Genomic DNA, 12,994 nt, shown 5'->3' with positions numbered 1-12,994 from the left:
AATTATTTTCTAGAAATTGCAATATTTTTAATATATTGATCTGCAAGATAAAGACCATTGCCATTATCGCCAATCAAGCTCAATTTATCTACAATTCCTCTAAATAATGCTTCTTCTTCATGTTGTTCTGCAACATACCATTGTAAAAAGTTAAAAGTTGCATAATCTTTGCTATTGAGAGTAAAGTCTACCAATGCATTAATAGATTGAGTGATACTTTTTTCATGTTCATAAGTTTCTTTAAAAACTTCCAAAAGATTATTAAAATCAGACTTTGGAGCAGGGATTGTGGATAATTTTACTTTAGAATCTGTCTCATTTAAATAAGTGATTAATTTTTTTGCATGATCACTTTCTTCGCCTGCATGATCAAATAAAAATTTTCCAGCACCATCATAGCCATTTTCATAGCACCAAGAACTCATGCTTAAATATAGATTTGCCGCATACATTTCTTTGATAACTTGCTCATTTAGCATTTCGATAATTTTGTTGCTTAACATTTGAGATCCTTGTTTTTAAAATAAAGTCTAACTATATAAAAAGATAGTTGTAATATATTATCATTTTTATTTAAAAATAAGAAATAATTAATCATTTTTATCAAAAAATGAGAATATAAAAGGAAAAATTTCTTATCGTAAAGCATTTTGTGCTTGTTTATAAACCCTTTTGAGCGCACTTTTTAATAATTTTTGTTTTTCTTCTTGTGTAATTTGAGCTTTTTGTCCGATACCAAGAACTTTTTTACCATTAATAGTTAGGATATGTTCGCTATTAAAAGTTCTTGTCATTCTGTCTTTTTTTAATGAAAGACTAACTTTTATTTTTGCAGTATTTTCCTGTGCTTTTGTGGCAATACCTTCTTTATTTTGTGAACTAAATGCACTTGTAACTACAAGATTTGCTTCATAAGAATCTGGATTATTACTAATAACTATACAATTATCCATCATTAAATCTTCTAACACTTGTAAAATATTTTTTTCCTCAATTTCAAGATCATTTTTTTCTAGAGTGATAGTGGGGTGAGAGATGAATGCATAGGCATTTTGGCACTGTATGTTTTCTTCTTGTGGTGTAGCAAGTTTAGTATTTGTACAACCAAAAAATAAAAGAGATAAAAAAATAAAAAATGAAGTTTTCATGATTTTGTCCTTTGTGATAAATTAGCAACAAATGCTTGTATTTTTTCAGCAATATAGATAATATGTTCTTTTGTAACATGTATTCCCATTGGTAAAGACAGGATATTTTCATCCCAATGATTTGCATTAGGCGTGGGGTTGATTATTGTATTTATATGCATACGAATTTCTTTGATTTTGCTGAGATTTTGGGGATAGTGGATATGCGTTTGTATTCCATTTTGTTCTAAAAAGTTTTGTAATTCCTCTCTTTTGCCTTCTAGTTCCTTTTGTAGTCTAATTACATAGAGATGCCATACACATTGATAACTATAAGTTGGGATCTCTGGTAAAACAATTTGTTCAATTTCTTGCAAAGTTTCTTGATAATAGTTTGCTAAATTTTGTCGGTATTGGTTATGGGATTCTAGATCTTTTAGTTTAAGATTTAAAAACATAGCTTGCAGATGATCTAGTCTTGAATTTCGTCCGATAAATTGTAATTTTTCTTTGGAATCTTGATGGTGATTTGCAATATTTCTACAACGATTACTTAAAAAAGAACTTTGAGTTGCAATGCAACCTGCATCGCCAATTGCCCCTAAATTTTTACTGGGATAAAAACTAAAAGTTGCAATATCGCCAATACTACCTGCACAAACAACTTCATTATCAATTTTTATTTTTGCACCATGGGCTTGTGAGCAGTCCTCAATAATTGCTAAATTATAATTTCTTGCTACTTCCAAAATTGATAGCATATCGCAGATTCTTCCATAAAGATGCACGATTAAAATAGCGGAAGTTTGCGGCGTGATAGCATTTTTTAGAGATTTTATACTAATATTGTAATTTTCATCACAATCTACAATTACGGCTTTATAGCCCATGTTCAAGATTGCTTCACAAGAAGCTTTAAAAGTATTTGCAGGGACGATAATATGGCTTCCTTTTGGAAGGTTTAATGCCTTAATAGCAATTTCTAGTGCATCAGTTCCATTACCTACCCCAATGCAGTTTTCTACACCTATAAATTTTGCAAAATTTTTTTCAAAAATTGCATTGTATTCTCCATTAATAAAACTACTTTGATAAAGAATATCTTGCATTTGTTCAAGAAATGGAACAAAATAAGGTTTATTTAAAAATGTAAGATCTAAAAATTTGACTTCCATAAATATCCTATTTATTTAAAATGTATCTAGCAAGTTCAATAATGCGATTAGAATAACCCCATTCATTATCATACCATGCCATAATTTTTACAAGATTATTTATATTAAAGCTTAAATCTTTAGCAATGATACTGCTGTGTGTATTTTGTAAAAAATCACTACTTACACCAAAATGAGAATCTATACTTAAAATTCCTTTGAGTGAAGTTGTAGCATATTCTTCAAAAAGGGAATTTAGCGTTTCAAGTGAAGGGGTTTTTAAAAGATTAATATTTAAATCAAGCAAAGAAACATTTGATACAGGTATGCGTACGCTATGACCATGAAGTTTATTTCTTAGATTAGGAAGGACTTTATAGAGATTTTTGGCTGCACCTGTTGAGGTGGGAATGATATTATTTGCTGCTGCTCTAGATCGTCTTTTGTCGTTTTTATGTGCATGATCTAAAAGATTTTGATCGTTTGTATAGCTATGAATTGTAATAATATTGCCATTATTAATACCAAAATGTTTATCTAAAATATAACAAATAGGTGCAAGGCAATTTGTCGTGCAAGAGGCATTTGAAATGATATTTTCATCATTATAGTTTTGATGATTTACTCCTAGCACAAAAGTGGGCATATCATCGTTGCTTGGAGCAGAGAGAATGACTTTTTTTACACCTTTTTCAAGATGGTGCAAAAAATCTTTTTGTTCTAAAAATTTCCCAGAAGATTCTATAACAATATCAGCATCACTAAAATCAATATCTTTTGGATTAGAATGGTTAAGTGTCTTTACTTTTTTGTGGTTGATAAAAAGTTCTTGATCGCTAAATTTTATGGGTTTTGGAAAATGATGATGTGTGCTATCGTGTTCTAAGAGGTAGGAGAGGATTTCCCATGAGCTTATATCATTAATGGCTATAAGCTCCATATCTTCTTGCATAGCAATTACTCTTGCAATACTACGCCCCAATCTTCCAAAACCATTGATAGCAATTTTAATTTTTTTCATAAAACCTCATTTGAACACTTATATTTATATATAATATTATATCTTATCTCTATTATGATCTATAATTTTTTATTAAAGCATATAAATAATTTACATTTTCTTAACAGAGTTTTTATAGCATAAGAGGCAAACTATCCATTAAGGAGTAAAAATGAGTCTATATAATAGAGAACAGGCGCGAGGCATGGAGCAAAGCATAGCTTTTAGCAATGAAAGTGCTTTGGTAAATTTTGTAAAAACCACTTATAAATTTTTTGCTGCTAGCTTGCTTTTTGCAACAATTGGTGCTTTGATTGGGTTGATGAATTTTAATGCTGTTGTACAATACAAAATGGCTCTTTTTGTTTTGGAAATTGCAGCATTTTTTGGCTTAATGTTTTCAAAAAATAAGCCTGTATTGAACATTGCAATGCTATTTATTTTCACAACGCTTACAGGTGTTACTTTGGTACCACTACTTGGATTTGTGATTGCAAAAAGTGGTGTAGGGGCAATCTGGCAAGCTTTGGGAATGACTACAATTATTTTTGGTGCAATGAGTATTTTTGCGATCAAAACAAAAACTGATCTTGCAAATATGGGTAAAATGCTTTTTATCGCATTAGTAATTGTTGTAGTTTGCTCTATTGTAAATATTTTTATGGGTTCCCCAGTATTTCAAGTAGTAATTGCAGGGGCTTGTGCAATTTTATTTAGTATTTATGTAGCATATGACACACAAAATATTATCAGAGGGCTTTATGATAGCCCAGTAGATGCGGCAATTAGCCTTTATCTAGATTTTTTAAATATTTTTATTTCCATCTTGCAGTTAACAGGTCTTTTGGGCGGCAGAGACGAATAAATTTTTTTGATCCAAAGAAGAATTTCTTCTTTGGGATTAATGCTTTAACCTTTCTTTTTTCAATAAATTACCATTTTTAGCAATAATAATTCTTTAATAATTTTTACTTAAGGTTTCATAATGAAAAAAATATTGTTTTTTGTAGTTTTAAGTGTGATGGGCTTTGCACATCAATTTTTTCCCGTGCAAGAGAATGGGGAGTATAAGGTGGTATTTTGGGCAGATGGACATTGGGGAGAATATCAAGTTCAAAATATTTTTGGAATCGTTGCAAAAGATTCTGCAGGTATGAATCAAAAAGTAGCTTTTGATTATGCAAATAATAAGATTATTGCTACAAATCCAGCAATGCTTGCCATACATTATGACTTTGGGCATTATACTTTTTTATCAAATGGCAAACACTATGCGCAAAGACGCGATAGTTTGACTGATAAAGAAGGTGGAAATAAAGTTACACAAACAAGAAAAATTTATAAAATTGGTAAGAGTATTTTTCAATGGAATGCTAATTTTTCTAAACCTATTGGTTTGAAATTAGAAATTGTACCTTTGCAAAATCCTTTGGAGTTAAAAGAGGGCGATAGTTTGCGTTTGCAAGTTTTCTTTGAAGGCAGGCCTGCACAAGGTTTAGAGTTTGAAGATCAAATTGATGATATTGAAAATCTTTATACAGATGAAAATGGAATTATAGAACTCAAACTTAGAAAGCCTCAAGATGGTTTGCAGATTTTTGGTACAAGTATCAAAATAAGACAGCTTGATAAATTTGCAGATACTTTACAAATTACTTCGACTTTAAGCTTTAAAACTAAATAATTTATTATTTAGTTTTGTCATTTTTTGGATTCTGTGATTATAGAATCTTCTTACATTTCTTTCATTTATTTTATTTGCTATGTTGTTATTAATGTTATAATTTAGGATTTTAATTTTTAAGGGGTTATTTTTGGAAAATGTTATAGAAGTTTTTGGTGCAAAAGAAAATAATTTAAAAAATATTAATCTTAAAATTCCAAAAAATCGACTTGTAGTTTTTACAGGATTAAGCGGTAGTGGGAAAAGTACATTGGCATTTGATACGCTTTATGCAGAAGGACAACGCCGTTATATAGAATCGCTCTCAAGTTATGCAAGACAATTTTTAGACAAAGTAGGAAAACCAAATGTAGATAAGATTGAAGGTTTAACCCCAGCAATTGCTATTGATCAAAAGACAACTTCTAAAAATCCTCGTTCTACGGTGGGGACGATTACAGAAATTTATGACTACTTTAGACTTTTGTTTGCTAGAGTGGGGATTCAGCATTGTCATTTGTGTGGTAAAGAAATTTCACACATGAGCCAAACAGACATTATCCAAGAAGTATTAAAAATCAAAGAAGATTCTAAAATTATTATTCTAGCCCCTATTGTTAAAGAAAAAAAGGGAAGTTTTGCAGATAAGATAGAGGCTTTGCGTCAAAAAGGATATGTCCGTGCCTATATTGACGGTGTTTTGGTGCGTTTAGATGAAGATATTGAACTTTCTAAAACAAAAAAGCATACGATCAAAGTAATAATAGATCGTGTAGTAATGAGCGAGGAGAATCACTCAAGAATTGCACAAGGTATAGAAAAGGCACTTAAGGAATCTTATGGTGAGGTAGAAATTGAGATTTTGGGTGAGGAGACAAAAGATAACAAAGTAATTCATTATAGTGAACATTTAGCTTGCTTTGATTGCAAAATTAGTTTTGAAGCACTAGAGCCTTTGAGTTTTTCTTTTAATTCTCCAAAGGGAGCATGCGAGGATTGTGGAGGATTGGGGAGTAAATATAGTATTGATATCAAAAAAATTTTAAATAAATCATTGCCATTAAATAAGGGTGGAATCAAAGTAATTTTTGGGTTTAATCGGAATTATTACGCTGAACTTTTTGCTGGATTTTGCAAAATAAATAAGATTGATGCAAATAAAAGTTTTGAAGAATTGGATAAACAAGAGCAAGATTCTTTATTGTATGGAAATGGTATTGAAGTAGAAATTAAATGGAAAGATTCTATTTTAAAGCGACCATGGAAAGGGATTTTGCAAATTGCTTATGATATGTTTAAAGATGAAAAAGATTTATCAGATTATATGAGTGAAAAGCCTTGTCCTACTTGTAAGTCTCATCGTTTAAAGGCTCCTTCACTTTCTGTAAAAGTAGGTGGAAAAGGGATTGGAGAAATCATTGATATGCCTATTGAAGAGAGTTATGCTTTTTTTATGAAAGATGAAAATTTTAGTTATCTTAGTGAGCAACAAAAATTTATTGCAAATTCTATTTTTAAGGAAATTAAAGAAAGGCTATTTTTTCTGTATGATGTAGGGCTTGGTTATTTGAGTTTAGGGAGAGATGCACGAACAATTAGCGGAGGAGAAAGTCAGAGAATTCGTATTGCAAGTCAAATTGGTAGTGGACTTACTGGGGTGATGTATGTCTTAGATGAACCAAGTATTGGGTTGCATGAAAGAGATACGTTAAAACTCATTAAAACATTAAGAAGTTTGCAAGAAAAAGGTAATACTGTAATAGTAGTTGAGCATGATAGAGAAACGATAAAAAATGCAGATTTTATTGTAGATATTGGGCCGGAAGCAGGGAAAAATGGAGGTGAGATTGTTTATTGTGGAGATGTGAAAACGATGCTAAAATCTCACACACAAACTGCACAATATATTAATCGAAAAAAAGAAATTTCTCATAGCAAAAATAGAGCACAAGATAATTTTTTAGAAGTAAAAAATGTTTGTATTAATAATATAAAAAATCTTAGTGTAAAAATTCCTCTTTCAAATTTTGTTTGTGTAACAGGGGTGAGTGGGAGTGGAAAAAGCTCCTTAATTTTGCAGACCTTGTTGCCAGTGGCACAAGAATTATTAAATCATGCTAAAAAAATTAAAAAATGTGATGGCGTAGAGATTGAGGGATTAGAAGCATTGGATAAAGTGATTTATCTTGATCAAACCCCTATTGGAAGGACTCCAAGGAGTAATCCTGCAACTTATACAGGCGTGATGGATGACATTAGGTTACTTTTTAGTGAAGTAAAAGAATCTAAAATTTTGGGATATGGTATTGGGCGTTTTAGTTTTAATGTCAAAGGAGGAAGATGCGAGAAGTGTCAAGGTGAAGGAGAGATTAAAATTGAAATGCATTTTTTGCCTGATGTGATGGTAAAATGTGATGCTTGTAATGGTGCAAAATATAATCCTCAAACTTTAGAAATCAAATACAAAGGAAAATCAATCGCTGATGTTTTGGCAATGAGCGTAGATGAGGCATTGGAGTTTTTTAATAAGATTCCAAAAATTGCAACACGATTGAAAACTTTACAACAAGTGGGGCTTGGCTATATTACTTTGGGGCAAAATGCTGTAACTTTAAGTGGTGGGGAAGCGCAAAGAATAAAGCTTGCCAAAGAGCTAGGGCGCAAAGATACAGGCAAGACTCTTTATATTTTAGATGAACCTACAACGGGATTACATTTTGCAGATGTAGATCGATTAACAAAGGTTTTACATGATTTAGTAGATCTTGGCAATTCTGTGGTGGTGGTTGAGCATAATTTAGACATGATAAAAAATGCAGATTATCTGATTGATATTGGGCCTGAGGGGGGCGATAAGGGTGGCAAGCTAGTTGATTGTGGAAGTGTGCAAAAAGTAGCAAAAGATTATCAAAAAACAGGAAGTTATACGGGAAAATTCTTAGCACAAGAGTTAAGGGAAATGCAATGAAAAAGGGGCTTGTAGTTTGGATTTGCGGACTTGCAGGGAGCGGAAAAAGCACAATTGCTAGAGAAGTAAGAAATAAGCTTTCTTTGTATCAAGATAATGTGATTTATTTAGATGGAGATGAACTAAGAGAGATTCTAGGGAATTTTGATTATGATAGGGATTCAAGAATAGAGATGGCAAAAAAGCGTGCTTTAATGGCGAATTTTTTGGCACAACAAGGTATGATTGTGCTTGTTTCTACAATTTCACTTTTTAATGAAATTTATACTTTTAATCGTGCTTTGATAAAATCTTATTGCGAGATTTTTGTAGATTGTGACTTTGAAGAACTATTAAAAAGAGATCAAAAAAGTCTCTATTCAAATGCAATAAATAAAAAAATTGCAAATGTTGTAGGAGTAGATATTCCTTTTGATATTCCACAAGCAGATTTGGTTGTTTATAATGATAAACAAGAGGCATTGCAAAATAATGTTGCTATGATTATTGAAACAATACAGAGCAAAATATAGCATTCCAAAAATGTTAATTTTAGTAACAATTGTGATAAAAATTTTAAAGTAATATTTATTTTTAAATAGATTACATATTACACTACCAAAGTTAAAATATTTACTTAGGAATAAAAAATGCAACGAGTTTTAAATAAAAGAATTTGCTCGATTATAGCAGCAAGTAGTGGTAATCTTGTGGAGTGGTTTGATTTTTATATTTTTGCATTTAGTGCAGTTTATTTTGCTCATGTTTTTTCAACTTCTGAAAATCCTATTATCCAACAAATTAATACCTTTGGCGTTTTTGCTGCGGGATTTTTTATGCGTCCTATTGGTTCTTATATTTTTGGTTCACTGGCAGATAAAGTGGGGCGGAAGAAGTCAATGGTATTTTCTGTTATATTGATGGCTTTAGGATCTTTTATTATTGCAGCATTGCCAAGCAAAGATATAGTTGGAGATTTTGCAATACTTTTATTGTTGTTTGCAAGATTGCTTCAAGGACTTAGTGTTGGTGGAGAATATGGAATTGCAGCTACTTATCTTTCAGAACTTGCAACGGAAGGAAAAAGAGGTTTTTATTCTTCATTTCAGTATGTAACTTTGATTGGCGGGCAGCTTCTAGCAGTTGGTAGTATTAGTATCATGCTTATTATTTTTGAAGAAAAAGAGATGTATGAGCATGCATGGAGAATTTTATTTGTAGTTGGAGGCTTGCTTGCACTCGGATCTTTAATAGTTAGAAATGTAATGGAGGAAAGTGCAGTTAAATTAGAACACTATAAAGATCGTGGGACGCTCAAAGCATTGTGGAAATATAAAGAACGATTTTTTATGGTGATTGGCATTACAGCTGGAGGCTCTTTAGGGTTCTATACAATTACAACTTATATTAAAACCTACATGATTAATGCAGGGATTGATAAGACTTTGTCCAATAATATTTTATTAGTTGCATTATTTTTTTTAATGATATTGCAACCAGTTTTTGGAATGCTTGGAGATAAAATAGGACATAAAAAATCGCTAATGATTTTTAGTTTCTTAGGGTTTGTGGGAATTTATCCTTTTTATCATTTGTTGGGAATAGTAAAAAGTGGTATAGGAATTTTTTTAATTATATTAGCATTATTTGTTGTTTTAAGTTTTTATACTTCTGTGGCAGGAATTTTTAAAGCTAAACTTTTTCCTGAACATGTAAGAGCACTTGGAACAGGGTTGGGCTATGCAGTTGCAAATGCTGTTTTTGGTGGTTCTGCTCCATATGTAGCCTTACAATTTAAAAATGCAGGTTATGAAAATGGATTTTTTGTCTATGTAGCAGTTTTGATGGTAGTTATGCTTATCACTTCTTTTTTTCTTCCTAAAAGTACTGAGTTGAGATAAGGATTATTAATTTTATGTTTTATGCAAAATAAGATAAAGTGAGGATTCTGTGATATAATTTTTAAAATTAAATTAAAGTAGGGATCAGGGTGATTAGGAAGATAAGAAGTTTTTTTAAGTTGGCATTTGGAGGGCATTGGGGAAGCATTTTTTCAAAAATTCCACCAGCGAAATTTTTGATTACTTCAACAAATCTTTTTGCCAAAAAATTATCTTATCGTTATATCTTGCTTGGTGGGCATGGTATGGGAATGCAGTCTTTTAGATACTATCTAGAGCAAATCGGGGCTACTCCTAGAGAGATTTATTGGTATGAAATGCTTGCCCCTTTCGTACTTTATAAAAAAGATGAAGGATTATTGATTGATAAAGATCCTAAAAATGAATTTGCTAAAAAAATACTTTCTAAGCAAAAAATTTCTATCCCTGTTTATCAAATTATAAGAGATCCTATTAGCATTATTAAATCTTGTTTAAATGCAACAATTTTTCATCGTATTTCGGTACTACAAGATAAAAAAGATGTGGAAAATGTGTTAATTGAGATTTTAAAAAATACACCTCATTTAATGTTTTATTTCACTTCTTTGCAAAATAGCATTAAGCATCTTGCTACAGATATTACTTATCTTACTCAAGATTCTATTAATCAAAAAAATCTGCAAAATACACTTAATGATTTTGCAAATCGTCTTAATTATTCTCCTATGAAAATTGAAGAATCTGTTTTAAAAGGTACAGCATTTCCTAGAGCATTTCCATATATTTTTGAAGTAGAAGGTAAGAGCTTTATTTTGTCTTTGAATGGTAGGGAAGATAAACATAGCGAACTTGATATGGGAACTTTTATTTCCAAAAAATTTCCTATTATCAAAGAAAAAATATTTTTTATTAAAGAAGTGATTTTTGAAGGTTATGAAGATTATCCTCTTTATCTTGCAAGTCTTACAGAAAAGCCAAGTAATAATACAATTACAGTGAGGGGGGGGGGGTACCTCTTTAATAGAAGAAAAGATTCAAGCTTACAAAACACATGTTCTTCATTCTTTAGAAAAACATCAAAATCTCTGTTTGAACGAAAAAGAGATTATCGCAATTTTACTTTCTGAAAAATACGCTGATTTTTCCTTAGAACTTGCAAAAAAAATTCACAGCGAAAGTGAATGTTTGCGTGCAAATCATCAAGAAATTTTACAAAGTTTTGTCTATGCCAAAGAGTTTGTTGGTTATTTTGGTATGGAGTATTGCGAGAAATGAAGATTCTAAAAAAATATTTACGAAAAAAATTTGGTCGCAATTGGCATAAGGCGCTATCTGATTGTGCTTTTACCCGCAAGGCTTTGAGCTATACAAATTTATTTCCTTGTAAAAAATCTTATCGTTATATCTTGCTTGGTGGGCATGGTATGGGAATGCAAGCAGTAATGGCATATTTGGACAAAATGGGGGCAAAGCCTAGAGAAATTTTTGCTTATGAAATGCTTTTTCCTTTTATATTTTTTGAAGATTTTGATGGAATAGTGATTGAAAAAGCATCTGATGAAAAGTTTTATCATCGCACTTTAAAAACATTGAAGAAAAAAGTCCCTGTTTATCAAATTATAAGAGATCCTATTAGTATTATTAAGTCTTGTTTTAATGTGGATTTGCTTTTGCAAATTTCAAACATTAATATGCAAGAAGATAGAGAGAAGCTTCTAATTGAAGCAATTAAAAAATTTTCTCATGTAATGTTTTATTTCACTTCTTTGCAAAATAGCATTAAGCATCTTGCTACAGATATTACTTATCTTACTCAAGATTCTATTAATCAAAAAAATCTGCAAAATACACTTAATGATTTTGCAAATCGTCTTAATTATTCTCCTATGAAAATTGAAGAATCTGTTTTAAAAGGTACAGCATTTCCTAGAGCATTTCCATATATTTTTGAAGTAGAAGGTAAGAGCTTTGGTTTATTTTTGAGTGGCAGGGAAAAAAGACATTGTGAGTTTGATATGTATATTTCAAAAAAACATCTTTTAAAGCATCGTGATTGGCATATTACAAAGATTAAAGATATTAAAATTCAAGGTTATGAAGATTATCCTCTTTATCTTGCAAGTCTTACAGAAAAGCCAAGTAATAATCAAGATTATAATCACGCGGGGGGGGGGGGTACCTCTTTGCGTAGAAGAAAAAATGCAACAAATCATAGAAGAAATTATGTTTGTTTTAAAGCGGCATAAAGGCTATATGATGGATGAAAATGAAATACTAGAGATTCTAACAAAACCACAAAACTATGAGTTTTCTAAAAAACTTGCTCTAAAAATTTTTCAAGAGCTAGAATGCCTTAAAGATCAAAAAGAAATCTTAGAATCCTTCATTTTTACACAAAAATTTTTAGAAAAATTTCAACTTACTATGAAAGGAATATAATGAAACAAGGCGATTTTACAAAAGTGGCGCAATACTATCATAATAGACCCGCTTATAGCACAAATTTATTAGAAAAATTATTGTGTTGTGTGAATGAGAATCATAAAAATTTACAAGCATTAAATGTTGTTGAAGTGGGTGCTGGTACAGGAAAGATGACACAGCTACTTGCAAATTTTGGTATGAATATTGTGGCAGTGGAGCCAAATTTAAATATGCGCTTAGAAGGACAAAAAGCTGTAAAAAATTCCAATGTAAAATGGCAAGAAGGAAGTGGTGAACGCACAGGAGTAGAGGATAATTTTGCAGATTGGGCAATGATGGCAAGTTCTTTTCATTGGACAGATCCCAAAAAATCTTTACCAGAATTTTCAAGAATCTTAAAACCTGATGGGTATTTCACAGCAATTTGGAATCCAAGAAATATAGAAAAAGGATCTTTGTTTGATGAGATTGAGCAAGAAATAAAGGCAATTTTACCAGAACTTAATCGTGTAAGCAGTGGCACACAAAATGTGAAAAAATGGGAAGATATTTTGGTATCTACAGGGGATTTTAGAGATTGCTTTTTTATGGAATGCGATTATATAGAAATAATGGATAAAGAAAGATATATGGGGGCATGGCATTCTGTAAATGATATTCAAGCACAAGCGGGAGAAGAAAGATGGAAAAAGATTTTATCGATGATAGAAACTAAAGTCTCGCATTTAAAAATTATTGAGGTGCCCTACAAAATTCGTGCTTGGAGCGTAAAAAATAATAAATCAAGGAGTTAAAA

14 protein-coding genes are annotated in these 12,994 nt (G+C 31.0%); 10 read left to right on the top strand and 4 right to left on the bottom strand.

Annotated features, from left to right (window positions below):
* Positions 1–2 precede the first annotated feature (2 nt).
* The 4 genes from LW133_RS05265 to gap all read right to left on the bottom strand — a co-directional run bounded on the left by LW133_RS05265 (position 3) and on the right by gap (position 3,302).
* Positions 3–503, bottom strand: a complete 501-nt coding sequence (locus LW133_RS05265) for a ferritin (RefSeq protein ID WP_233037754.1) — start codon at positions 501–503, stop codon at positions 3–5.
* A gap of 132 nt (positions 504–635) precedes the next feature.
* Positions 636–1,148 carry a hypothetical protein gene (locus LW133_RS05260; RefSeq protein WP_233077387.1) on the bottom strand — a complete coding sequence of 171 codons (513 nt, stop codon included), beginning with the start codon at positions 1,146–1,148 and terminating at the stop codon, positions 636–638.
* A complete protein-coding gene (locus tag LW133_RS05255) occupies positions 1,145–2,302 on the bottom strand; it encodes a DegT/DnrJ/EryC1/StrS family aminotransferase (RefSeq protein ID WP_233077386.1) in 1,158 nt (385 codons plus the stop codon). The genes LW133_RS05260 and LW133_RS05255 overlap by 4 nt, the downstream gene beginning before the upstream one ends.
* Positions 2,303–2,309: 7 nt before the next feature.
* Complete coding sequence (gap, locus tag LW133_RS05250; protein ID WP_233077385.1) at positions 2,310–3,302, bottom strand: type I glyceraldehyde-3-phosphate dehydrogenase; 993 nt, start codon at positions 3,300–3,302, stop codon at positions 2,310–2,312.
* Between the two features lie 151 nt (positions 3,303–3,453).
* On the opposite strand from gap, the gene LW133_RS05245 reads away from it, so the two are divergent.
* The 10 genes from LW133_RS05245 (at position 3,454) to LW133_RS05200 (ending at position 12,992) form a co-directional block, all read left to right on the top strand.
* Positions 3,454–4,146 (top strand): Bax inhibitor-1/YccA family protein, encoded by a 693-nt coding sequence (locus LW133_RS05245; RefSeq protein ID WP_233077384.1) that lies wholly within the window; start codon positions 3,454–3,456, stop codon positions 4,144–4,146.
* 120 nt (positions 4,147–4,266) lie between these two features.
* Positions 4,267–4,965 (top strand): DUF4198 domain-containing protein, encoded by a 699-nt coding sequence (locus LW133_RS05240; RefSeq protein ID WP_233077383.1) that lies wholly within the window; start codon positions 4,267–4,269, stop codon positions 4,963–4,965.
* A gap of 130 nt (positions 4,966–5,095) precedes the next feature.
* Positions 5,096–7,912, top strand: a complete 2,817-nt coding sequence (gene uvrA / locus LW133_RS05235; RefSeq protein WP_233077382.1) for an excinuclease ABC subunit UvrA — start codon at positions 5,096–5,098, stop codon at positions 7,910–7,912.
* Positions 7,909–8,424, top strand: coding sequence for an adenylyl-sulfate kinase (locus LW133_RS05230; RefSeq protein ID WP_233077381.1), 516 nt, complete (start codon positions 7,909–7,911; stop codon positions 8,422–8,424). The genes uvrA and LW133_RS05230 overlap by 4 nt, the downstream gene beginning before the upstream one ends.
* Before the next feature lie 117 nt (positions 8,425–8,541).
* On the top strand, positions 8,542–9,792 hold the full coding sequence (locus tag LW133_RS05225) for an MFS transporter (RefSeq protein ID WP_233077380.1): 1,251 nt from the start codon (positions 8,542–8,544) through the stop codon (positions 9,790–9,792).
* A gap of 89 nt (positions 9,793–9,881) precedes the next feature.
* On the top strand, positions 9,882–10,901 hold the full coding sequence (locus LW133_RS05220; protein WP_233077379.1) for a hypothetical protein: 1,020 nt from the start codon (positions 9,882–9,884) through the stop codon (positions 10,899–10,901).
* The gene (locus LW133_RS05215; protein WP_233077377.1) at positions 10,864–11,049 is read left to right on the top strand and encodes a hypothetical protein; all 186 of its coding nucleotides are present in this window, start codon (positions 10,864–10,866) and stop codon (positions 11,047–11,049) included. Before LW133_RS05220 ends, LW133_RS05215 begins: the two co-directional genes overlap by 38 nt.
* Complete coding sequence (locus LW133_RS05210) at positions 11,046–12,020, top strand: hypothetical protein (protein ID WP_233077375.1); 975 nt, start codon at positions 11,046–11,048, stop codon at positions 12,018–12,020. The genes LW133_RS05215 and LW133_RS05210 overlap by 4 nt, the downstream gene beginning before the upstream one ends.
* The gene (locus tag LW133_RS05205; RefSeq protein WP_233077373.1) at positions 11,974–12,213 is read left to right on the top strand and encodes a hypothetical protein; all 240 of its coding nucleotides are present in this window, start codon (positions 11,974–11,976) and stop codon (positions 12,211–12,213) included. The genes LW133_RS05210 and LW133_RS05205 overlap by 47 nt, the downstream gene beginning before the upstream one ends.
* Positions 12,213–12,992, top strand: a complete 780-nt coding sequence (locus LW133_RS05200; RefSeq protein WP_233077365.1) for a class I SAM-dependent methyltransferase — start codon at positions 12,213–12,215, stop codon at positions 12,990–12,992. Before LW133_RS05205 ends, LW133_RS05200 begins: the two co-directional genes overlap by 1 nt.
* Positions 12,993–12,994: the final 2 nt, after the last annotated feature.

Origin of the sequence: Helicobacter anatolicus (assembly GCF_021300615.1) — a bacterium.
Lineage (GTDB): Bacteria > Campylobacterota > Campylobacteria > Campylobacterales > Helicobacteraceae > Helicobacter_H > Helicobacter_H anatolicus.
This window is presented reverse-complemented; position numbering and strand designations above follow the sequence as displayed.